This window comes from Pseudonocardia thermophila (assembly GCF_900142365.1).
GTDB classification, from domain to species: Bacteria; Actinomycetota; Actinomycetes; order Mycobacteriales; family Pseudonocardiaceae; genus Pseudonocardia; species Pseudonocardia thermophila.
The window spans coordinates 55,138-74,771 of sequence record NZ_FRAP01000012.1 but is presented as its reverse complement, the minus strand read 5'-3'; the positions used below and the strand labels follow the sequence as shown (position 1 = coordinate 74,771).

23 protein-coding genes and 2 pseudogenes are annotated in these 19,634 nt (G+C 73.2%); 9 read left to right on the top strand and 16 right to left on the bottom strand.

Translation table 11 applies throughout. The annotated features are described in order from the left end of the window. Positions 1-117: 117 nt before the first annotated feature. From BUE41_RS16330 to BUE41_RS16315, 4 genes are read right to left on the bottom strand one after another with little or no spacing between them, the layout of a single operon-like run. Positions 118-666 (bottom strand): DUF7676 family protein, encoded by a 549-nt coding sequence (locus BUE41_RS16330; RefSeq protein ID WP_073457977.1) that lies wholly within the window; start codon positions 664-666, stop codon positions 118-120. Then, on the bottom strand, positions 663-1,706 hold the full coding sequence (locus BUE41_RS16325) for an ABC transporter ATP-binding protein (RefSeq protein ID WP_073457976.1): 1,044 nt from the start codon (positions 1,704-1,706) through the stop codon (positions 663-665). The genes BUE41_RS16330 and BUE41_RS16325 overlap by 4 nt, the downstream gene beginning before the upstream one ends. After that, a complete protein-coding gene (locus tag BUE41_RS16320; protein WP_084755196.1) occupies positions 1,703-2,746 on the bottom strand; it encodes a FecCD family ABC transporter permease in 1,044 nt (347 codons plus the stop codon). Before BUE41_RS16320 ends, BUE41_RS16325 begins: the two co-directional genes overlap by 4 nt. After that, positions 2,743-3,918 (bottom strand): ABC transporter substrate-binding protein, encoded by a 1,176-nt coding sequence (locus tag BUE41_RS16315; RefSeq protein WP_159444924.1) that lies wholly within the window; start codon positions 3,916-3,918, stop codon positions 2,743-2,745. The genes BUE41_RS16320 and BUE41_RS16315 overlap by 4 nt, the downstream gene beginning before the upstream one ends. A 20-nt stretch (positions 3,919-3,938) precedes the next feature. Between BUE41_RS16315 and BUE41_RS32930 the strand changes: the two are divergent. Then, positions 3,939-4,310, top strand: a pseudogene (locus BUE41_RS32930) (hypothetical protein); the annotation flags it as partial. A gap of 88 nt (positions 4,311-4,398) precedes the next feature. Continuing rightward, a pseudogene (locus tag BUE41_RS32925) lies at positions 4,399-4,545 on the top strand (serine/threonine-protein kinase); the annotation flags it as partial. A 44-nt stretch (positions 4,546-4,589) separates the two neighbouring features. On the opposite strand, the gene BUE41_RS31950 reads toward BUE41_RS32925, so the two are convergent. Continuing rightward, positions 4,590-4,730, bottom strand: coding sequence for a hypothetical protein (locus BUE41_RS31950; RefSeq protein ID WP_234997300.1), 141 nt, complete (start codon positions 4,728-4,730; stop codon positions 4,590-4,592). Here BUE41_RS31950 and BUE41_RS31945 point away from each other — a divergent pair. Then, positions 4,719-5,321, top strand: a complete 603-nt coding sequence (locus tag BUE41_RS31945) for a serine/threonine-protein kinase (protein WP_234997298.1) — start codon at positions 4,719-4,721, stop codon at positions 5,319-5,321. The two genes, BUE41_RS31950 and BUE41_RS31945, sit on opposite strands and share 12 nt — an antisense overlap. Positions 5,322-5,356: 35 nt before the next feature. On the opposite strand, the gene BUE41_RS16305 is transcribed toward BUE41_RS31945, so the two are convergent. The 3 genes from BUE41_RS16305 to BUE41_RS32680 form a co-directional block, all read right to left on the bottom strand. After that, positions 5,357-6,064: a GAF and ANTAR domain-containing protein gene (locus tag BUE41_RS16305; RefSeq protein WP_234997297.1), complete on the bottom strand. Its 708-nt coding sequence runs from the start codon at positions 6,062-6,064 to the stop codon at positions 5,357-5,359. Between the two features lie 73 nt (positions 6,065-6,137). Further along, the gene (locus tag BUE41_RS16300; protein WP_073457973.1) at positions 6,138-6,653 is read right to left on the bottom strand and encodes a DUF488 domain-containing protein; all 516 of its coding nucleotides are present in this window, start codon (positions 6,651-6,653) and stop codon (positions 6,138-6,140) included. A 260-nt stretch (positions 6,654-6,913) separates the two neighbouring features. Next, positions 6,914-7,099, bottom strand: a complete 186-nt coding sequence (locus BUE41_RS32680; RefSeq protein ID WP_073457972.1) for a hypothetical protein — start codon at positions 7,097-7,099, stop codon at positions 6,914-6,916. Positions 7,100-7,280: 181 nt separating this feature from the next. On the opposite strand from BUE41_RS32680, the gene BUE41_RS16290 reads away from it, so the two are divergent. The 3 genes from BUE41_RS16290 to BUE41_RS31355 all read left to right on the top strand — a co-directional run bounded on the left by BUE41_RS16290 (position 7,281) and on the right by BUE41_RS31355 (position 9,526). After that, positions 7,281-8,228 (top strand): AraC family transcriptional regulator, encoded by a 948-nt coding sequence (locus BUE41_RS16290; RefSeq protein WP_073457971.1) that lies wholly within the window; start codon positions 7,281-7,283, stop codon positions 8,226-8,228. Between the two features lie 69 nt (positions 8,229-8,297). Beyond that, the gene (locus BUE41_RS31360; protein WP_200803944.1) at positions 8,298-8,783 is read left to right on the top strand and encodes an acyl-CoA dehydrogenase family protein; all 486 of its coding nucleotides are present in this window, start codon (positions 8,298-8,300) and stop codon (positions 8,781-8,783) included. Continuing rightward, positions 8,759-9,526, top strand: a complete 768-nt coding sequence (locus BUE41_RS31355) for an acyl-CoA dehydrogenase family protein (RefSeq protein WP_200803942.1) — start codon at positions 8,759-8,761, stop codon at positions 9,524-9,526. Before BUE41_RS31360 ends, BUE41_RS31355 begins: the two co-directional genes overlap by 25 nt. A gap of 1 nt (position 9,527) precedes the next feature. On the opposite strand, the gene BUE41_RS16280 is transcribed toward BUE41_RS31355, so the two are convergent. The 4 genes from BUE41_RS16280 to BUE41_RS16265 all read right to left on the bottom strand — a co-directional run bounded on the left by BUE41_RS16280 (position 9,528) and on the right by BUE41_RS16265 (position 13,243). After that, the gene (locus BUE41_RS16280) at positions 9,528-10,676 is read right to left on the bottom strand and encodes a cysteine--tRNA ligase (protein ID WP_073457970.1); all 1,149 of its coding nucleotides are present in this window, start codon (positions 10,674-10,676) and stop codon (positions 9,528-9,530) included. Between the two features lie 64 nt (positions 10,677-10,740). Next, positions 10,741-11,910: a GNAT family N-acetyltransferase gene (locus tag BUE41_RS16275; protein WP_159444923.1), complete on the bottom strand. Its 1,170-nt coding sequence runs from the start codon at positions 11,908-11,910 to the stop codon at positions 10,741-10,743. A 215-nt stretch (positions 11,911-12,125) separates the two neighbouring features. After that, the gene (locus BUE41_RS16270) at positions 12,126-12,545 is read right to left on the bottom strand and encodes a hypothetical protein (protein WP_073457968.1); all 420 of its coding nucleotides are present in this window, start codon (positions 12,543-12,545) and stop codon (positions 12,126-12,128) included. 224 nt (positions 12,546-12,769) lie between these two features. Continuing rightward, positions 12,770-13,243, bottom strand: a complete 474-nt coding sequence (locus tag BUE41_RS16265; RefSeq protein ID WP_073457967.1) for a hypothetical protein — start codon at positions 13,241-13,243, stop codon at positions 12,770-12,772. Between the two features lie 195 nt (positions 13,244-13,438). Between BUE41_RS16265 and BUE41_RS16260 the strand changes: the two genes are divergently transcribed. Genes BUE41_RS16260 through BUE41_RS16250 form a run of 3 tightly spaced genes read left to right on the top strand, consistent with a single transcriptional unit; the run spans position 13,439 to position 16,051 of the window. Then, on the top strand, positions 13,439-14,623 hold the full coding sequence (locus BUE41_RS16260) for an alpha/beta hydrolase family protein (protein WP_234997296.1): 1,185 nt from the start codon (positions 13,439-13,441) through the stop codon (positions 14,621-14,623). Next, the gene (locus tag BUE41_RS16255) at positions 14,620-15,144 is read left to right on the top strand and encodes a peptidylprolyl isomerase (RefSeq protein ID WP_073457965.1); all 525 of its coding nucleotides are present in this window, start codon (positions 14,620-14,622) and stop codon (positions 15,142-15,144) included. The genes BUE41_RS16260 and BUE41_RS16255 overlap by 4 nt, the downstream gene beginning before the upstream one ends. Before the next feature lie 49 nt (positions 15,145-15,193). Next, positions 15,194-16,051 (top strand): rhomboid family intramembrane serine protease, encoded by an 858-nt coding sequence (locus BUE41_RS16250; RefSeq protein WP_073457964.1) that lies wholly within the window; start codon positions 15,194-15,196, stop codon positions 16,049-16,051. A 13-nt stretch (positions 16,052-16,064) separates the two neighbouring features. On the opposite strand, the gene BUE41_RS16245 is transcribed toward BUE41_RS16250, so the two are convergent. The 4 genes from BUE41_RS16245 to pknB form a co-directional block, all read right to left on the bottom strand. Beyond that, the gene (locus BUE41_RS16245) at positions 16,065-16,433 is read right to left on the bottom strand and encodes a PH domain-containing protein (RefSeq protein WP_159444922.1); all 369 of its coding nucleotides are present in this window, start codon (positions 16,431-16,433) and stop codon (positions 16,065-16,067) included. A 144-nt stretch (positions 16,434-16,577) separates the two neighbouring features. Further along, complete coding sequence (gene crgA, locus BUE41_RS16240; protein WP_073458078.1) at positions 16,578-16,844, bottom strand: cell division protein CrgA; 267 nt, start codon at positions 16,842-16,844, stop codon at positions 16,578-16,580. A 132-nt stretch (positions 16,845-16,976) separates the two neighbouring features. After that, positions 16,977-17,612, bottom strand: coding sequence for an aminodeoxychorismate/anthranilate synthase component II (locus tag BUE41_RS16235; protein ID WP_073457962.1), 636 nt, complete (start codon positions 17,610-17,612; stop codon positions 16,977-16,979). Between the two features lie 57 nt (positions 17,613-17,669). After that, entirely contained in the window at positions 17,670-19,613 is a 1,944-nt protein-coding gene (gene pknB, locus BUE41_RS16230; RefSeq protein ID WP_456107113.1) for a Stk1 family PASTA domain-containing Ser/Thr kinase, read from the bottom strand. Positions 19,614-19,634 lie beyond the last annotated feature (21 nt).

Below are 19,634 nucleotides of genomic sequence, written 5' to 3'. Positions count from 1 at the left end.
AGCGATCGAGAAGCGGGTAGGGGCCCAGGTCTGCGCAACGAACGGCACTTTCGTCCACTCCGAGTGGACGAAAGTGCCGTTCGTTGCGTTCGGCCCCCCCTGCACCAGCTCGCGCGCTCAACCGTGCCGGAAGCCCTTCCCCGCTCTGTCCAGCGGGTCCGGATCGAGTCCGAGGTAGGTCTTGCGGAGGGAGTCCCAGGCGGCCAGGCGGCTGAAGTCGGGTTCGTCGAGGATGTTCTGGCGGTCGTCGAGGAACGGGTTGGGCAGCATGACGGTCATCTGCTGCTCGCCGGCGCCGTTGAACATGCGGATGCCCCAGGACGTGGGGACGCCGTCGGAGAGGCGGCGGTAGAACTCGGCGCGGCGGCAGCGGCGGATCGCGCCGAGCTCGGGGCCGCTCGCGGTGTGCTCGCCGATGCACAGGTGGAAGTGCCAGCGCCCGAAGTCGACGGTGACGTAGCCGTCGTGCACCGAGATCCGCTCGGGGGCGTTGGGCGCGGCCACCTCCCACGCGGCGCCCTGCACGAGGGGGCCGAAGAAGATGTGGTGCCAGTGCTCGGTGAAGACGTCGCGGACGAGCGACAGGAGCGTGTCCTCGTCGGTCGGCAGCGGCCAGACGTGCAGGGTGCCGTTGCCGGGTTCCTCGACCAGGGTGGGTGCGGTCATCGTTCCTCCGTTCCGGCGGCCATCGCCGCTGCGGTGGGCTGCGGGGCGGGGACGCGCCGGGCCCAGGCGACCAGGGCGGCCCAGCTCTCGACGGTGGTGATGCGTCCGGCGTGCCGGACGACGAACCGGTCTCCGCCGATGTGCTCGATCTGGGCGTCGGCCGGGCTGGTCGGCACCACCCGCCATCCGGCTCTCGCCAGCGCCCGAGCGGCCAGGGCCCGGTGCGGCTGCTCCGCCACGACCAGGGCCGGGCGACCCGCGGAGCCGTCGGCGAGCGTGAACGTGCCGCTGACCGGATCGAACGCCAGCGCGGGGGTGTCGAACACCGCGGCCACTGCACCGTTGACCACCAGCTCCTCCGGGGAGCCGCAGCGCAGCCCGGTGCGGTCGAGCAGCCACACGTGGTCGGCCAGCCGCAGCGCCAGCTCGAGGTCGTGGGTGGAGACCACGACGCCCATGTGGCGCTCCCGGGCCAGGTCGCGCAGCATCCCGAGCAGCGCTACGCGGGCGGCGACGTCGAGGAACGCGCTCGGCTCGTCGAGAAGGAGCAGGCCGGGCTCCTGGGCGAGCGCTCGGGCGGTGAGCACCCGCTGGCGTTCCCCGTCGGAGAGCTCGGCGACCCGGCGGCCGACGAGGTGCCCGGCACCGACCGCGGCGATCGCGTCGTCGACGACCGCCAGGTCGCGGGGACCGAGCCGCCCGCTCGGTCCGGTGTGCGGATGCCGGCCGATCGCCACCAGCTCCCGGCCGCTGAGCAGCCCGACGTCGACGCGATCGGTGAGGACGACCGCGAGCCGCCGTGCCCGTTCCATCGGGGCGATGCCCGCCAGGTCGGTCCCGTCCAGGCGAACAGTGCCGGCGATCGGTGGCTGCAGGCACGCGAGGGTGCGCAGCAGCGTCGACTTGCCGGCCCCGTTCGGGCCGACGAGCACGGTCAGCTCGCCGCGACGGGCCCGCCCGGTCAGTCCGGTGTGCACGCTCGTGCGGCGGTAGCCGACGGCTAGGCCGGTGAACCGCAGCCCGTGCTCGTCTTCGATCACGTGACCACCTCCGATCGCCGGGCTCGCAGCAGCACCGCGATCACCACCGGTGCGCCGACGAGCGACGTCATGACGTTCAGCGGGATGACCGTCTCGGTGCCCGGTGGGTGGCTCGCGATCGCGCAGAGCAGCGCGGTGATCGCCCCGACGAGCGCGGTCGCGGGCAGCAGCAACCGGTGATCGGACGTGCCGACGAGCAGCCGCGCCAGGTGGGGGATCGCGATCCCGATGAACGCGACCGGCCCGCAGAACGCGGTCACCCCGCCGGCGAGCAGCCCGGCCGCGACCATGACGACCAGCCGCGTCCGCCGCACCTCGACGCCCATGCTGGTCGCGTAGCCCTGCCCGAGCAGCAGCGCGTTGAGCGGTTTGCCGAGTGCGCCCGCGACGAGCAGGCCGGCGAGCACGATCGGCGCGAAGATCTGCAGATCCCGGCCCGACGTGGCGTCGAAGCTGCCCAGCCCCCACACGACGTACTGCTGGGCGATCCGCGGATCGGTCCACACCAGCACGAGGCTCACCACCGCCGAGGTGACCGCGCCGACCATCACGCCGACGATCAGCAGCGTCACCGCGGAGCGGACCCACCGCGACAGCGCCAGCACGATCGCCAGCACCAGGAACGCCCCGGCTGCGGCGGCACCGACCGCGCCGACTCGGCCAAGCCCGACCAGGCCCGTCCCGAACGTGGCCCCGAACGCCGCGGCCGTCGTCGTCGCGAGGAAGAGCGCCACCCCGAGGCTCGCGCCCGAGCTGACGCCGAGGATGTACGGATCGGCGAGCGGGTTGCGGAACAGCGTCTGCATCGTCAGCCCGGCGACCCCGAGCGCGGCCCCGGCGAGCACGGCGGTGATCGCGCGGCTCAGCCGGACCGTGCCGATGAGGACCGTCCAGCGCGGGTCCGACGGCTCGCCGCCGACGAGGACCGCGATCGTGTCGCCGAACGGGATGCTGATCGGACCCAGCGCCACGGCCGGCACCAGCAGCAGCCCGGCGACCGCACCCAGCACGGGCAGGAGCCAGGCCCGGCGCGGGGTCACGTGCCGACCTGCCGGTAGTAGACGAACTCGTGGCCGGGCGCGGCTTCGGGGTGCAGCACCGCGACCAGGTCCGCGAGGATCTCCTCGGGGTGCAGGACCCCGCGCTCGTAGAAGACGTTGCCGCCGGTCGGCCCGATCCAGCGGTCCAGGACCCACACGCGGCCCGTCCCGACGGCCGCCAGCTCGCCGTAGCGGGCGTCCTCGGCGAGGACGTCGGCCATCGTGCGCACGCCGTGCCGGGTGAGGAGCCAGACCGGTGCCGCGCCGTCGCGCACGAAGACGCTCTCGAAGTCCTTGTCGACCCGTCCCGCCGACGGGTTCTCCGCCTCCGACCAGATCCCGCCCGCGTCCCGCACCAGCGTCCCCGTCGTGCTGTTGCCGGCCGGCACGCCCCAGCTGCCCTGGTGGAGCTGCCCGAGCAGGACGGGGGTCGGCGGGAGACCCGCGACCTCGGCTCGCTGCGCCTCGTAGCGCGCGACGATCTCGTCGAAGACGGCCGCGGCCTCGCGCTCGTGGCCCGTGAGCACGCCCATCGCCTTGATCCACTCGGCTTGCCCGAGCGGGCTGGAGTCGAGGTACTCCGCCCAGCCGATCACGGGCACGCCCGCGTTGCGCAGCACGGGGAACGTCGGGTCGTCAGTGCCCTGGCTGAGCAGGACGTCGGGCCGGTCAGCGATGATCTGCTCCGCCTCGATCTGACCGTTCACCGCGAAGCCGCGCACCTCGCCGGCGTCGATCTTCGCGCGGACCTCGGGCCCGGAGGCGAAGTCAGGCGTTCCCACGCCGGTCAGGACGTCGAGCGCGCCGATGTCGGCGATCAGCTGCAGCTGCGTCGTCGACTGCGCGTACAGGCTCGTCACCGGCACCGGGACGACCTGCGCGTCCGCCAGCTCGGCGGGCAGATCGGGTGCCGGCGCGCCGCAGCGCAGCAGCACGTACGACTCCGGCGCGCCGCCGGGGTACGGCTGCCGCACGGTCAGCACCGCGTAGCTGCGGTGATAGGTGAGCGAGAAGTTCGTGGCGTGCGTGGGCTCCACCTTCACCGGGAAGTAGTCGGTCGCTGCGTCGAACGCGGTGATGCACCCGTGGCCGGCGGGCGCAGCGGGCCCGGCCACCGAAGCCGAGCACGCTGTGGTGAGCAGCAGGAGCGCGGCGAGCAGCCCACGAGCCATATTTGAACATCTGCTCATATGTGCAGATTAGATCGCGGTCGGCTGATCCGCTACGGCTACGCCCCGGTGGATCACCGCGATGCTGTTCGGGCGCCGCGCCGCGGACCGGTCCAGCCCGGTCGACCCCACAGCACGAGCGAGGAGATCGACGCGTGGCGGACGAGCAGTTCGGCCTGTACGTGCTGGTGGAGCTGCTCGGCCGAGGGCGGCATGGCGAGGTGCACAGAGCGGTCGACACCGGGAAGAGCCGCACCGTCGCCGCGAAGCGGCTGCGCCTCGAGCTCGCCACCGACGAGCAGTTCCAGACCCGCTTCCGCCGCGAGACCGCGCTCGCCGCTCGCACCAGCGCACCCCACGTCGTGCCGATCCACGACTACGGCGAGATCGACGGCCGGCTGTTCATCGAGATGCCCCTGGTCCGCGGCTGCGACCTCGCGACCGTCCTCAAGCAGGGCCCGCTCCCGGTGCCGCGCCGTCGACATCGTCGGACAGGTCGCCGAGGCCCTCGACGCTGCGCACGCCGAAGGCCTCGTCCACCGCGACGTGGAGCCGTCCATCGTGGTGCTCACCGGTACGGACCGCGACTTCGCGTACCTCGTCGACTTCGGCATCGCCCGCTCCGCCGACGACACCGCGCTCACCCACACCGGCGCGACCGTCGGCACCACCGACTACATGGCGCCGAGCGCTTCCACGGCGACTCGCTCGATCACCGCGTCGACGTCGACGCCCTCGCGTGCCTGCTCTTCGAGGCGCTCACCGGCAGCAGACCGTTCCTCGCCGACGAGCCCCTCGCGAGGATGTACCTCCACCTGCACTCACCGCCGCCGTCCTGCTCCGAACGCCGCCCCGGCGTCCCGGCCGCGCTCGATGCGGTCGTCGCCCGCGGCATGGCCGAAGACCCCGAGCAGCGTCATCCGTCCGCCGGCGCGCTCGCCGCCGCGGCCCGCGCGGCCATCGGGGCCACCGGCCCCGTGCCCGAGCCCGGCCTACCATCCACCCGCACTCTTCCCGCGCCCACCGCCGAGGCCCCGCCCCCGACCGCGGTCGCCCCGTCACCGACCCTCGCCGATCCGGCCCCGCCGCGCCGCCGCACCCCGCTCGTCCCCGGCGGGGGCGTGGCCGCCGCCCTCGTCGTCGCCGCCGCGATCGCTGCGCCGGTGCTGCTCCCCGCCCGAACCGTCGAGGACACCCCGCCCGAAGGAACCCTCACGGCCCCGGTCGACTCCACGATCCCCGTCGGCCCGGGCCCGCGCGGCATCGACGTCTTCGGGGACGCCACCCTGCTCGCCGTCGCTACCGGTGCCGGTCTCGTCCTCGTCGACACGACGGTGAACGGGCGCCGACGTTCCGCCCCTGAACGGGGGAGAACCATCGCCTCCAGAGGCAGGAAGAACCGCTGATCAGGGAGACGTGCTTGCCGTACGGCAAGCACGCGTCAGTGCCGCTGCGGGATCTCCCCGGTGTGCGTGATCCGCTCCGCCAGCTCCCGCAGCTTGGTGTTCGTGTTCTGCGAGGTCTCCTTGAGCAGCGCCAGCGCGTCGTCGTTGGTCATCATCCGGCGGGAGCGGATGATGCCGATCGCCTCGCCGATGGTGCGGGCGCTGTCGAGGGCGGCGTGCAGGTTCTGGTCGTGCACCGCGCCGGCGAGGGCGACGGCCGCGTGGGAGGCGAACGCGAGCGCGACCCGCTCGGACTCCTCGGTGAACGCGCCCGGCCGGGAGGAGTACAGGGCCAGCGCGCCGAGGTTGTCCTTGTCGGTCGTGTAGAGCAGGACGCCCATGATCGAGCCGATGCCCAGTTCCCGGGCGCGCGCGGTGTAGCGGGGCCACGCCTCGTCGGGTTCGGTCAGATCGGCGAGGCGGAAGACGCGCTGCTTCTGCACCGTGGCGTCGAAGCAGGGACCTTCGCGCAGCTCGTCCTGCAGCCGGTCGGAGGCGCGCACCACGTTGTCGGTCCCGGCGACGGTCACCACCTGCTCGTCGCGCACGACGAGGATGCCGGCGGCCTCGCAGCCGTCGACCAGGTCGACGGCCCACTCGGTGATCCGGTCGAGGGTGTCCTGCACGCCGTCCTGTGCGGCCAGGTCGCGGGCCGCGTCGGCGAGCCGTGTGCCCATCGCCTCCCAGTCGACTCCCTGCCCCACCACGACCACCCCCGCTCCCGGGTCGCACCACGCGGCGGACACGGAGCACCCGCACGCGGACCGTTGCCGCCGGTCATTCTCGTCGAGGGGGCGAGGCACCGCACGATCGATCGGGCAGCAGGTGCTCGATCGTGACGCCGTGCTGCTCGGCGAGCCGCGCAGCGAGCAGACCGCGGTGGCAGGCCCGCGGATCGCGCTCGACGCACAGCAGCGCCGCGACCACCCCGTCCGCGAGTGCCGTCACGATCGGGGTGAGATCGGCGGGATCGAGCACCTCGGCGGTGTAGCGGCGGGCGAACTCGGGGGAGAGCTCCCGCCGGGACCGCTGGCCGAGCCTCTGCCGGTCGTCCTCGGCGTACTGGAGCCGCCGCATCTCCGTGGTGGGAGCGAGCTCGGGGTGGTGCGCGTAGGCGATCCCGGCATCGGTGAGCGCGGCCTGCAGCCGCCGTGCGTTCGCCCACGCGTACTCGCTGCCGCGCACCCCGCGCCGCTGCCGCACGTCCACCAGCAGCCCGACGCCCGCCTCGGCGAGCGCCCGCAGGAACGATCCCTCGTCGAACTCGTAGACCCCGATCGTCACGGCGTGCACACCGGCCCACCTCCCGTCCGGTCAGCGTGTGTGCAGGGTAGGCCGGTAGACCAGCTCCCTGCGTCCGCCCGTCGACGGTGCGCTGCTCCAGCAGCTCGAGGTCGAAGTCCTCCGTGCCGCCCAGGACGGGCTCGGTCCCCGTGCGGCCGCTGATCACCGGGAAGATCGTGATCTGGAGCCGGTCCACGAGGCCGGCGGCCCTCAGCCCCGGTTCACCGAGAGACTGCCGTGCGACCGCAGCGGCCCGTCCGACTCCTCCTTCAGCCGCGCGACGATGTCGACGGGGTCGCCGCGCACCACCGGTGGCGTCCGGCCAGTCGAGCGGCTCCTGCGAGCGTCGACGAGACCACGTAGGCGGGCATGCTCCGCATCGCCGTGAACCAGGCGTCGGGCACGTCGGTGACCATCCCGACGAGCTGGCGGAACGTGGCGGCGCCGACGACCATCCGGTGCGGCGCGGCGAACGCTGCCGCCCGGTGCGCCAGCAGCTGCCGGCCCTCATTCAGGCCGCGAGCGGGACGGACCGGGATTCGACATCGCGCGGTGGGAGTCCGGGGTGGAGATCCGGAGGTTGACCCGGCTCCCCGCCCGGGTCGAGGCTGGTCGGCACCTTCCCGGAGGTGCGGCATGGCGGTGTGGGACGTGGCGGCGCGCCCGGCCAACGAGCAGTTCGGGTACTGGCGCGAGGTCATCTGCGCGGCGTTCGTGCCGCTGACCCCGTTCCGGATGGAACCGGGCGAAGGGTTCCGCAGCCGTGTGGAGACCCGCCCGCTCTCCCGCGTCGTCCGCGCCCGGATCGCCTCGCAGCCGCAGCGGACCTCGCACGGCCCGGTAGAGGTCGCCCGGACGACCGGCGAGTACTTCTTCGTGAACCTGCAGACCGCCGGCACGTGCGCGGTCGAGCAGGACGGCCGCCGGTCCATCGTGCGACCCGGGCAGTTCACGCTGGTCGACACGGCCGCGCCGTACCACTTCGAGTTCGCGCAGCCGTGGGGGATGGTGTCCTACCGGATCCCGCACGAGCTGCTGGGCGGGCGTCTGGCCGAGGTGCGGGCCCAGACCGGCCGATGCTGGGACGCCACGGGCGCAGGCGGCGTCGTGACGGCGGTGCTCGCGGCGATGTGGGACCTCACCGCCGACGGCCCGGCCGCGATCGACGTCGAGCAGGCGCTCGCGGCCGCGGTCTCGGCGGCCGCGGCGGAACGCGCCGGGCCGCCCGCTGATCGGTACGCCGCCCTGCGGGCCGAGGTCGTGCGTCGGGTCGACGAGTGGCTGGGCGATCCCACGCTGTCCGTGACGAGCGTGAGCCGCCGGCTCGGGGTGTCCCCGCGGACCTTGCACACGGCCGTGAGCGCAGGCGGCGAGACGTTCGCCGCGCTGGTCCGCAGGCGGCGGATGGAGCGGGCGCACGAGCTGCTCACCACCCGCCGGGGCGCGACCGTCACCGAGATCGCCGCCGCCGTCGGCTACGACGGACCGGCCGCGTTCAGCCGGGCGTTCCGCCGCGAGTTCGGCTGCACCCCCACCGAGGTGCGCCGCGGCGCACGAACGGCACAGCAACTCCGCACGGACTGAACAGACACCGGCGTCCGCCGCGGCGATCCTTCGCCCTAGCCAGGGTCGACGCGGGAGGTAGCCGTGGCGGTGTCGTTCTCTCTGTCCGCCGAGCAGGAGCAGCTGAAGAAGGTGGCCCGGCAGTTCGCCGAGGCGCATCTGGTCGATCTCGCCGCTGCCGTGCGGGCCGAGCCGGACCCGGCCCGGCGGGCGGCGCTCGCCCGGCCGGTGTTCGAGAAGGCCGTGGCGGCCGGGTTCCTCAAGGGCTTCATCCCGGCACCGTTCGGCGGCGCCGCGGGCAACGGCGTGGACGCGGCGATCCTCATCGAGGAGTGGGCCGCGGCGAGTCCCGACTTCGTGATCTCGATGGCCGGCCCGATCATCGCGCTCGTGCCCGTCTACCAGGCCGGCACGCCTGAGCAGATCCAGCGGTTCGTCGCGCCGTTCCTCGCCGCCGGCGGCGCCCCGCTGGCTGCGATGGCCTACTCCGAGCCCGGCGGCAGCGCCAACTTCGACGCGTCCGCCCGGCCGAGGGCACCCGCACCACCGCCGTGCCCGACGGTGACCACTACGTGATCAACGGACGCAAGGCGTGGGCGTCGCACCTGCCCGGATGGGACGGCGACGGCCCGGACGTCATGAGCATCGTCTGCCGCGCACCCGGCGGGATCTCGGTGATCGTGGCCGAGCGCGAGCACCTGGCCGGGCACGTCGAGACCGAACACCTCTACGACCTGCCCGCTCTGCGCGGCTGCCTCACCGCGCGGGTGCGGCTGCACGACGTGCGGGTGCCGAAGGCGAACCTGATCGGGGCCGAGGGCCAGGGCGTGGAGCTGACCCGCAACGCGTTCGTCGGCAGCGGGGCGTCGATCGGCGCGTTCGCGGTGGCGGCGATGCGCCAGGCCTTCGCCGTCGCCCACCGGTTCGCGGCGACCGAGCACCGCGGCGGGCTCGTCCCGATCATCGAGCACCAGGCCGTGGCCGAAGTGCTGGCGAACGCCAAGGCGCGGATCGAGGCGGTGCGGCTGCTGTCGTGGCGCGCACTGGACGCTGCGCTCTCCGGCGACCCGCACGGGCTGGAGTGGGCGCTGCACGCCAAGGTGTTCGGCTCCGAGACCGCGGTCGCGGTGATCAACGACCTCGTGCAGGTCGTCGGGGTGTCGGCCTACGACAACGAGTTCCCGCTGGTCCGCCACCTGCTCGAGGCACTGGCCTACCCGGTGATCGAGGGATCCAACATCGGCGTGCGCCGCCGCCAGATGCAGGCGCTCCTCAAGGCACCCGGCTACGACCCGCTGGCGGCGTCCGGGATGGGGTGACTCACTGCAGCGCCAGCGTGCGCAGCACCTGCCGGGCCGCCGCGCCGCCGTCGGAGTCGGCGATCGCCAGCGCGGTCGCGACGTCGAGGTCGTCGAGCAGGGCGGCCTGCACGGCGGCCTCGGCGGCGGCCGAGCCCCGGGGCGCGCCGGCGGCCGAGTAGAGCCGCTCCAGCGCGTTCGCGGCCTCCGTGAGCAGCTCGGGCCGGTAATCCCAGTCGTCCGACCAGTGCCGCAGCAGCAGCATCAGCCGCACCACCGGGCCGGGGACCTCGCGCAGCAGGTCCGACACCAGCACGAGGTTGCCGGTGCTCTTGGCCATCTTCGCGCCGCCGAGCCCGACGGTGCCCACCCGGAACGCCGCCCGGGCGAACGGCGCCGCCCCGGTCGCGGCCTCGGCCATCGCGGTCACGTACGCGTGGTGCGGGAACGTGAGGTCCGCGCCGCCCGCGAGCACGTCCACGACGCCGCCGAGGGTGGCCAGCGCCATCGCCGCGCACTCCACGTGCCAGCCCGGCCGGCCGGGGCCCCACGGGCTGGGCCAGGCCGGCTCGCCCTCCCCGGACGCCTGCCACAGCACCACGTCGAACGGGTCCTCGCGGCGGGGATCGGCGGGATCGTCGCCGTACTCCGCGGCGAGGGTGAGCGCGGCGGTCCGGTCGAGGCCCGCCCGCTCGGGCACGTGGCCACCGCGGAAGTAGACCCGCCCGTCCCGCTCGTACGCCGCGCCGACGGCGAGCAGGGCGCCGGTCAGCCGGACGACGTGGCGCACGTGGTGGCGGGCGTGCGGCGCATGGTCCGGTGGCCGCACGTGCAGCGCGGCCATGTCCTGGTCGAAGAAGAACTCCTGGGAGAGCCCGAACTCGTCGAACGGCCGGCCCCGTTCGCGCGCGGTGCGGGTCAGCACGTCGTCGACGTCGGTGACGTTGCGGGCCACGACCGTGTCGGTGCCGGCCATCCGCAGCACGCGGGCGACCGTGTCGGCCCACACGAACGTCGAGGCGTGCCCCAGGTGCGTCACGTCGTACGGGGTGATGCCGCACAGGTACATGCGTGTGGGCACGGTCAGGGTCAGCTGCTGTCCGCCCAGCCGCAGCGCCGCGGTCACGCCGCGCCCGGACGCGGGGTGCAGGACGGTGTTCTCCGACGTCACCCCCGCATGGTGGCACGGATCGGCAGGCACGGGGACGACCGTGGCGCAGGCCGCACCCGGGCGGTCAGGAGCCGAGCAGCGGTTTGCCCACGCGCCGCACGATCCGGACCCAACGCGGCGGGTCGGCGTCGTCGGCGGTGGCGGTGCGCGCCCAGGCCCGCACCAGCAGTCCCAGGCGGGTCAGCATCGCGAGCAGCAGCCCGGACGCGGCGAACAAGTCCTCGGCGGGCCGGCTGGCGTTGCTGAGCGCCTGCTTGTACGGCTCGTTGCCCAGCATCCAGTCCACGCTGGTCAGCCCGGTGGCGATCGCGTGGTCGATGAGCGCGGCCCGGCAGATCTGGCCGATGCCGTACGCCGACCAAGCCGGGTCGAAGCGGCAGTTCCACACCCGCACGACGGTGCCGTCGACGAAGCAGAGCGCGTAACCGGCGAGCGCGTCGCCGATGCGGGCGGTGAGCAGGAGCATCCGTCCCTCGCGGGCGTGTGCCAGGACGGCGTCGCGGAACCGGGCGGCGCCCTCCGGGGTGGCCACCATCCCGGTGCGGCCCTTGGCGAGGTCGCGCATCCGGCAGATGTCGACGATCTCCGGGAGGGCCGCGGCGATCGCGTCGGGATCGCGGGTGATCTCCTCCACCACGGGGTGCCCGAGCTCGGCGATCTTCGCCAGCCGGCGCCTGCGGTTCTTCACGTAGTGCTTGCCGACGTAGGAGCGCAGGTCGCGGCCGGGGGTCAGGACGAGGCAGGGGGAGGTGCCGCCGGGGACGAGCCAGCCGTGCCGCAGCCGGGCTGCGATCCGGGCTGCCACGGGGTCGCCGCGGTCGATGTGGCGCACCCGCAGCGTCCACGAGCCGCGCCGCGCGACCAGCATCTCCACGACCGCGTCGGCGAGCGCCGCCGCGACGGCCGGGGTGCGGGCGGGGAACGCCGAGACGTCCGAGTGGCCGTGGCCGAGCGCGACGATCGACGCGCGGCGGCCGCGACGGCGTACGGCCAGCAGCGCCACGGCCTCGATGCTGTCGTCCGGGCCCGGGACGACGACGGCCAGCGGCTCGTAGCGGGTGTCGTGGTCGAGGCAGGTCTGCAGCCACGTGCGGCGGGCCATGATGTGTGTGCCGACGGCGTCGTGGAGGGCGTCGAGCGCGGCGCCCAGCTGCGCCAGCACGGTGCGGTCCTGCACGACTCGTGGGGTCCGGTCGGACCCGTCGGCGCACATCGGCACGTCGACCACGCTCATTCGTTCGCCGCCTACGACACAGGAGGTGGGCATGTGGGCGGGGTGAGGTTAATGACACGTGGCCGAAACTGGGCAAACTGAGGGCAAAATCTCATCCCCGGGGCCGGCCCGGAGGTGCGGCGAGGCCACCTCGCCGGGCGGGCGGGAACACAGCGGTGCCGGTGGCCGTCGCTGTGTGACGATCGAGGGGCGAGCGCGGTCCGTCCTCGGCCCGGTCACGCCGTGGCCCGCCGGATGCCCAGCCACTGCAGGTCGGCGAACAGGGCGACGCCGATCGCCTGCACCAGCACGAGCACGGTACCCAGCACGGTGAGCGGGGCGAGCAGCGCCACGGCGATGCTGCCCAGCACCCAGCAGACGTTCACCACGACGACGGCCCGCGAGCCCGCCACCGGCGGCGCTACGCGGGCGGCGAGCACGAGCAGCGCGATCGCGAACAGGACGAGGAAGCCGCCCACCCCGCGCAGGACCGGGGCGGGAGCACCGGTGAGCTCGGCGATGGCCGGGGCGGCCACCAGGCCGGCGAGGCCGAGCACACCGGAGGCGAGCGCGTCGACGCGCAGCGCCACGCGCAGCAGCCGGCCGCCGTCGGCGGTCGAGGCGATGCGGGTGAGGGACGCGGTGATGGCGGTCATGGGTGCCTCCGAGATGGGTGGTCCGGTTCGTCCGACGGCACCCACTCTCGGTCCGGCACCCGCTGCGGGTCGATGACCTGCGAGGTCATGAGCTGTGGAACCGCGCAGGCGCAACGACCCGCCACCGCGGACTCTCGGAGTCGCAGTGGCGGGTCGTCTGCGCGGAACCGCCGGGGAGGTCCGTCAGGGACGCCGCTGTCGCCGCGAAATCCCCGACACGGCCCTCACAGGCTGGGCAGCTGCGAGGTCAGGCCGGTGAGGGAGTCGAGGCTCGGCAGCGCCGGGTTGCTCACCTGGTAGTCGTTGACCGACCCGTTGAACGAAGCGACGTCCGCGCTCGGCAGGGAGGCGGCGGCGAGCTCGGTCGGGACGTCGAGCGACGGGAGCGCCGACGTCGGGTCGACGGACCCGGTCTCGAAGGCCCCGGTGTCGACGGTCGGGACCTCGAAGTGGAAGGCGTCCGGCAGGTCCGTCACCGAGGGCGTGGAGGACTGCACCGTGTCGACGACCTGCGTGAACGAGTCGAGCCCCGGGACGGAGTCGACCGAGGGGAGCGCGGCCGGGTCGACAGCCGGCAGCTCGGGGACCTCAGGGAGGCTCGGTGCGGCGAGCGCCTGGCCGGCGAACCCGACGCCGAGCGCCGCGATGCCGGCTGCTGCAGCGGTGACGCGGATGCTGCGGCGAGCGAAGCTGCTCATGTGTGGCAGTTCCCTTCAAGGCTGGGGAGCATGAAGATTCAGGTCCGAGAACGAACGGCGGGGGACGGGGGTTGTGCGAATCGGGAGAATCGGCGCATTCTTCACCCGAATCGGTGGCGACGTAACCGCAGGTCAGACCCGGTTTCACACGCTTGAGTGGCGTGGTGTTGCTTGACGTGAACGTGGACGGAATGGATGACTGAACAAATGTGGCGTCGATCACGTGGGGTCCTCCGGCGGATCGGCGGAGCTGCGCTCGCAGGATCGGCCGCACTGGGTGCCACGCTCGGCATCTCGTGGTGGTACTCGGTGCTGCTCACCGACGTGCGCAGGCGGAACCTGTTCCTCGACGAGGTGCTGCGGGCCGACGAGGACGAGGTGGTGCTGCGGGCGACCCGGCTGTCCGTGCAGCCCGGCACATGGGGGTTGCGCTACGCCGACGGTCTCTGCCGCGTCGGACCCGTGCTGAAGGCCGACGACCGCGAGGTGGTGCGACCGCTGCTGGGCGGTCCCGTGCCGCCTCCGGGACCCGCCGCTCTGGACGCCGGCGTGTTCGATCCGGACCCGTCAGCGCGCGGCCTCGAGTTCCGCGAGGTGGCCGTGTCCGGGCCGGTCGGGGACTGCCCGGCGTGGCTCGTACCGGGCACCGGGGACGCCGCCGACGACTGGGTGATCTTCGTGCACGGCCGCCACGGCTGGCGGCGTGAGGCGCTGCGGATCCTGCCCACCATCCACGACCTGGGCTGCACCGGCCTGGTGATCACCTACCGCAACGATGTCGACGAGGGCGCGCCGCCGAGCCCGGACGGGCTGATGCACCTCGGCGACACGGAGTGGCTCGACGTCGAGGCGGCGATGCGGTTCGCGATCGACCGCGGGGCGCGGCGCGTCGTGCTGTACGCGTGGTCGATGGGCGGCGCCATCACCGCGGCCCTGCTGAACCGTTCCTCGCTGGCATCCCGCGTCGCCGCGGTGGTCTGGGACGCGCCGCTGGTGGACTGGCTGGCGACGCTGCGGCTGCAGGCGCGCAACCGGTGGTTGCCCACTGGGCTGATCGTCTTCGTCGCCGGTTTCACCCGCCGCCGCGTCGGCATCGACTTCGCCCACTTCGACCTGGTGGCCCGCCCGCCCGCGGTCCGCCCGCCGACGCTGGTCGTGCACTCGAAACCGGACACGGTCGTGCCGGCGTCGGCGAGTCGTGCGCTCGCCGAGGCGGCTCCCGCGCTGGGCTGGGACGTGCGCTACCTCGAGGTGGACGGGGTGGAGCACACCGCGTCGTGGAACGCGGATCCGCAGGCCTACGAGCGGGTCGTCCGCGACTTCCTGGCCTCGGTGCTGGCCGACCGCCCGGTGTCCCGGCCTGGCACGATGGGCAGGTGACCGAACCAAGCAAGCACACCGCGACGCTGCGGACGAACAAGGGCGACATCCGGCTCACGCTCTTCCCCGACCACGCCCCGAAGACGGTGGCCAACTTCGTGGGGCTCGCGACCGGGACGAAGCCCTACAACCGTCCGAACGCGTCCGGTGGCACCTCCGGCCCGTTCTACGACGGGTCGATCTTCCACCGGGTGATCAGCGGGTTCATGATCCAGGGTGGCGACCCGACGGGGACCGGGCGCGGTGGTCCCGGCTACCAGTTCGCCGACGAGTTCGCGCCGGACCTCAAGTTCGACCGGCCGTACCTGCTGGCCATGGCGAACGCCGGCCCGAACACGAATGGCTCGCAGTTCTTCATCACGGTGGGCCCCACGCCGCACCTGAACCGGCGGCACACCATCTTCGGTGAGGTCGCCGACGCTGAGTCCCGTGCGGTCGTCGACGCGATCGCCACCACCCCGACCGACCGCAACGACCGGCCGCTGACCGACGTGGTCATCGAGAGCGTCGTCGTCGGCTGACGGCGGTTCGGACCGATCGGTCCGGCGCGCCTGTGACGAGGAGGAGCACGTGACCCATCCCGCGGGCCCGCCGGCCGCACCGGCGGTCTGCGTCCGCCACCCGGACCGGCCCACCGGGTTGTCGTGCACCCGGTGCGGCCGTCCGGCCTGCCCGGAGTGCCTGCGCGAGGCGGCGGTCGGCTACCAGTGCGTCGACTGCGTGGCCGAGGGCCGCCGGTCGGTCCGCACCGGCACGACGGTGGCGGGCGCTCGCCCGGCGCGCGGCCGCCCGCGGGTCACCGCCGCCCTCATCGGGCTCAACCTGTTGGTGTTCGCCGGCTGCATCGTGCAGGCCCGCAGCATCATGGGCGTCACCGGTTCGGAGCTCTTCTACCGGTTCGCGCTCGTCCCCGGGTTCGTCGCGGAGGGCGAGTGGTGGCGGGTGGTCACCAGTGGGTTCCTGCACTTCGGCCTGGTCCACATCGCGCTCAACATGCTCGCGCTGTGGATGCTCGGCGTGCAGCAGGAGCCCGTGCTCGGCCGCTGGCGCTTCCTCGCGATCTACCTGATCTCGCTCGTGGGCGCCTCGGCCGCCTGCATGCTGTTCTACCCGGCAGGTGGGGTGGTCGCCGGTGCCTCCGGCGCGGTCTTCGGCCTGCTCGGGGCGTTCCTCGTGGTGCTCATCCGGATGCGCCTGCCGGTGAGCGTCATCCTGCCCACGATCCTCATCAACATCGTGATCAGCGTCGTCGTGCCCGGCATCTCGCTGATCGCGCACCTCGGCGGGGCGCTGGCCGGCGCCGCTGCCACCGCGGCGGTCGTCTACACCCCGCGCAGCGGCCGCACCGCCCTGCAGGCCGCGCTGCTCGGCGGGCTCGGGGTGCTCGTCGTCGTGCTGTCGGTGCTGGGCGCCGCCCGCTTCTTCTGACCTCCGCGGGGATTCAGCCGCCCGGGCGGGCCGCCAGTAGCACCGGCAGCACGTCCTCCGGGTCGGCTCCCAGATCGAGGCGGCCGAACAGCATCAGCCGCTCCGTGCCGTCGGCGCGCACCGCGTCGATCTCCAGCAGCGAGCTCGTCAGGCCGAACCGGCGCGTGCGCACGATCCGCACGTTCTGCACCAGCGGCCACGGGTGGTGGTGCGGGGCGCCGAAGCCCCGCACCGTCACCCCGTCGGGATCGGCCAGCAACCGAGGGCGAGCTCGAGTCCCCCAGAAGGCCCACACCGCGAGTCCTGATGCGGTGACGATGCCGAGGAGCTGTCCGGGGGCGTCGGCTCCACTGAGCGCCAGCGCGGCCGTCCACGTCCCCACAGCCGCCGCCGCGATCCACAGCGTCGCGACCAGTGCGGGGGGCGGGCTCCACCGGCAAACGGAGCAACCTTGATCACTCACAGTGAAGTTATCCACAGGCCCTGTCCACACTGGGGACTACTTACAGGCATGTGTTTTCGCTGGTCAGCGCCATCTCATAGTCATGAGGAGGCCGATTACGATGAGTGAAAATCCGATGAGGAAGTTCCAGGGGCCGAGGTCGCGCATGAACGGGATCATCTCGGCCGCGAGGTACTGGACGACGAGCCACACCAGGCCGACCAGCATCAGGCCCAGCATCACCGCGATGTAGACCGGGTGCGTCGGACCCTTCACCTTCACCGGCGTCCGCAGATCGGAGCCCGGAGGCGGCGTGTAGACGGTCTTCTTGCGGACCTTGGACTTCGGCATCGTCGAACAACCCTCGTCGTGGCTGGCCGTGCCGATCGGCACGGGCTGTCGGTTCCCCCCACGGTAGCGTGTGAGCTGCGGTGATCGGCCCCGGACGCACCGGTCCGGCCGGGGCGGCGGCCGCTACGGCGCTCAGACGGCGGCGCGCAGCTGCGCCATCTCCGCGGCGAGCCGCTCCACGGTGGCCGGCTGCGGGGCGTGCCCGGCCAGGCTCATCCAGTTCGCCAGCATCCGGTGCCCGTCCTCGGTGAGCACCGACTCGGGATGGAACTGCACCCCGTGGATGGGCAGCGACCGGTGCTGCACGCCCATGATCACGCCGCTCTCGGTGCGGCCGGTCACCTCCAGCTCGGCCGGCAGCGTGTCCGGCCGGATGGTCAGCGAGTGGTACCGGGTAGCGACGAACGGGTTGCGCAGCCCGGCCAGCACACCCTTGTCGTCGTGGTGCACCAGCGAGGTCTTGCCGTGCAGCAGCTCCGGCGCGCGCTCGACCACCCCGCCGAACGCCACGCCGATCGCCTGGTGACCCAGGCACACCCCGAGCAGCGGGAGCTGCTTCGCCGCCGCCCGGTTGATCACCTCGATGCTGGCCCCGGCCCGCTCGGGGGTGCCCGGGCCAGGACTCACCAGCACGCCGTCGACGTCGTCGAGCTCGGCGAGATCGACCTCGTCGTTGCGGCGCACCGTCGGGGTCGCGCCGAGCTGGGCCAGGTACTGGACCAGGTTGAAGACGAAGCTGTCGTAGTTGTCGACGACGAGGACGCGCATGGGTCCAGTCTCCCCGGCCCGGCCCGCCGAGAGCCAGCGGGTTGTCCGGAACGGGTGTCAGCCGCCTCCGCCGCCGTTGCCGCCACCGCTTCCGCCGCTGCCGTTACCGCCGCCGTTGCCACCCCCGTTGCCACCGCCGTTGCCACCGCCTCCGATGACGGCGCGGCCGACGACGATCGTCACGGTGCTGCCCGGATCGGCGGTCTGCCCACCGTTCGGGCTCTGCTGGACGACGATGCCGTCCTGGTTGGCGGGGGCCACCCGCTGCTGCGCCTGCACGTTGCGGAACCCGGCCGAGGCCAGCTGGCTGCGGGCCTCGCTCTCGGTCAGGCCGCGGACGTCCGGCACCTGCCGGGTGCCTGAGTTGCCTCCGCTGCGGGTGAGGACCGTGACCGTGGCGCCCTCCGGAACGCGCTGGCCGGCCGCGGGCGAGGTGCCTGTGACGGTGTCGTCGTCATCGGCCCCGCTGGGTACCTGCACCCGGTAGCCGCGGTCCTCCAGGTCCTCCACGACGTCCTCGAGGCGGCGGCCGGAGTAGTCCGGCAGCGGCTCGCCCGTGGCCTGCCGGCCGATCAGGACGTCCACCTTGCTGCCGGTGGGCACGTCGGCCCCGGCCTCCGGGTTGGAGCCCACGACCTTCCCGACCAGGCTCGGGTCGTCGGTGTCGGTCGGGATCTGGTTCCCGATCTCCAGGCCGCGCTCCTTCAGCGCGGTCGTGGCCTCGGCCAGCGACTTCCCGCTGAGCGGCGGCACGGCCGTGGTGGCCGGGCCCTTGCCGATGAACAGCGTGACCGTGGACCGGACCGGCACCTGCACACCCACGGCCGGGTCGGTGCGCACGACGTTGCCGCGCTCCGACAGCTGCGACTCCACCTCCTGGATCGCCACCCGCAGGTTCGCGGCGATCACCGCGTTGGTGGCCTCCTGCTGCGAGCGGCCGACCACGTCCGGCACCGCCACCTGCTCGGGCGCGGGCGGGCCGGAGAACAGCTGGTAGGCGACGAACCCGATGATGCCGAGCGCGAGCACGACCGCTGCCGCGATCCCGACGATCTTGCCGGTGCTGCGGCGCGGCTCGTCCTCGTAGTCGTCGTAGTAGTAGTCCGGCGGGGGCGGGGCGGCCGCGTGCCGGCCGGGGCCGATCCGCCGCGTCGGCCCGGTGGTGGGCGTGGCGGCCAGCATGGCCGTGCGCTCGTCCTCGCTCATCACCGCGGGCGCGAGCGGCGGCAGCCCGTTGCGCACCCGCACCAGGTCGGCGCGCATCTCCGCGGCCGTCTGGTAGCGGTTGGCCGGGTTCTTCGACAGCGCCTTGAGCACGATCGCGTCCAGCTCCGGCGGGACGCTCGGGTTGACCTCCGACGGGCGGCGCGGGTCCTCCCGCACGTGCTGGTAGGCGACCGCGACCGGGGTGTCGCCGGTGAACGGCGGCTCGCCGGTGAGCAGCTCGAACAGCACGCAGCCCGCCGCGTAGACGTCGCTGCGGGCGTCCACCGCCTCACCGCGGGCCTGCTCGGGCGACAGGTACTGCGCGGTGCCGATCACCGCCGCGGTCTGCGTGACGTTCTGGCCCTCGCCGAGCGCCCTGGCGATGCCGAAGTCCATCACCTTCACCGCACCCGCCCGGTTGATCATGATGTTCGCGGGCTTCACGTCGCGGTGGATGATCTGGTGGCGGTGTGAGAAGTCCAGCGCCGCGCACACGTCCGCCATGACCTCGATGACGCGCTGCTGGCTCATCGGGCCGGTGGTCTTGATGATCTCGCGGAGGGTCTGCCCGTCCACGTACTCCATGACGATGTAGGGCAGGGGCCCGAACTCGCTCTGGGTCTCCCCGGTGTCGTAGACCGACACGATCGCGGGGTGGTTGAGCGAGGCCGCGTTCTGCGCCTCCCGGCGGAACCGCGTCTGGAACTGCGGATCCCTGGCCAGGTCGGCGCGCAGCACCTTGACCGCGACGTCTCGGCCGAGCCTGGTGTCGACTCCGCGGTGCACCTCGGACATGCCGCCATAGCCGAGCGTCTC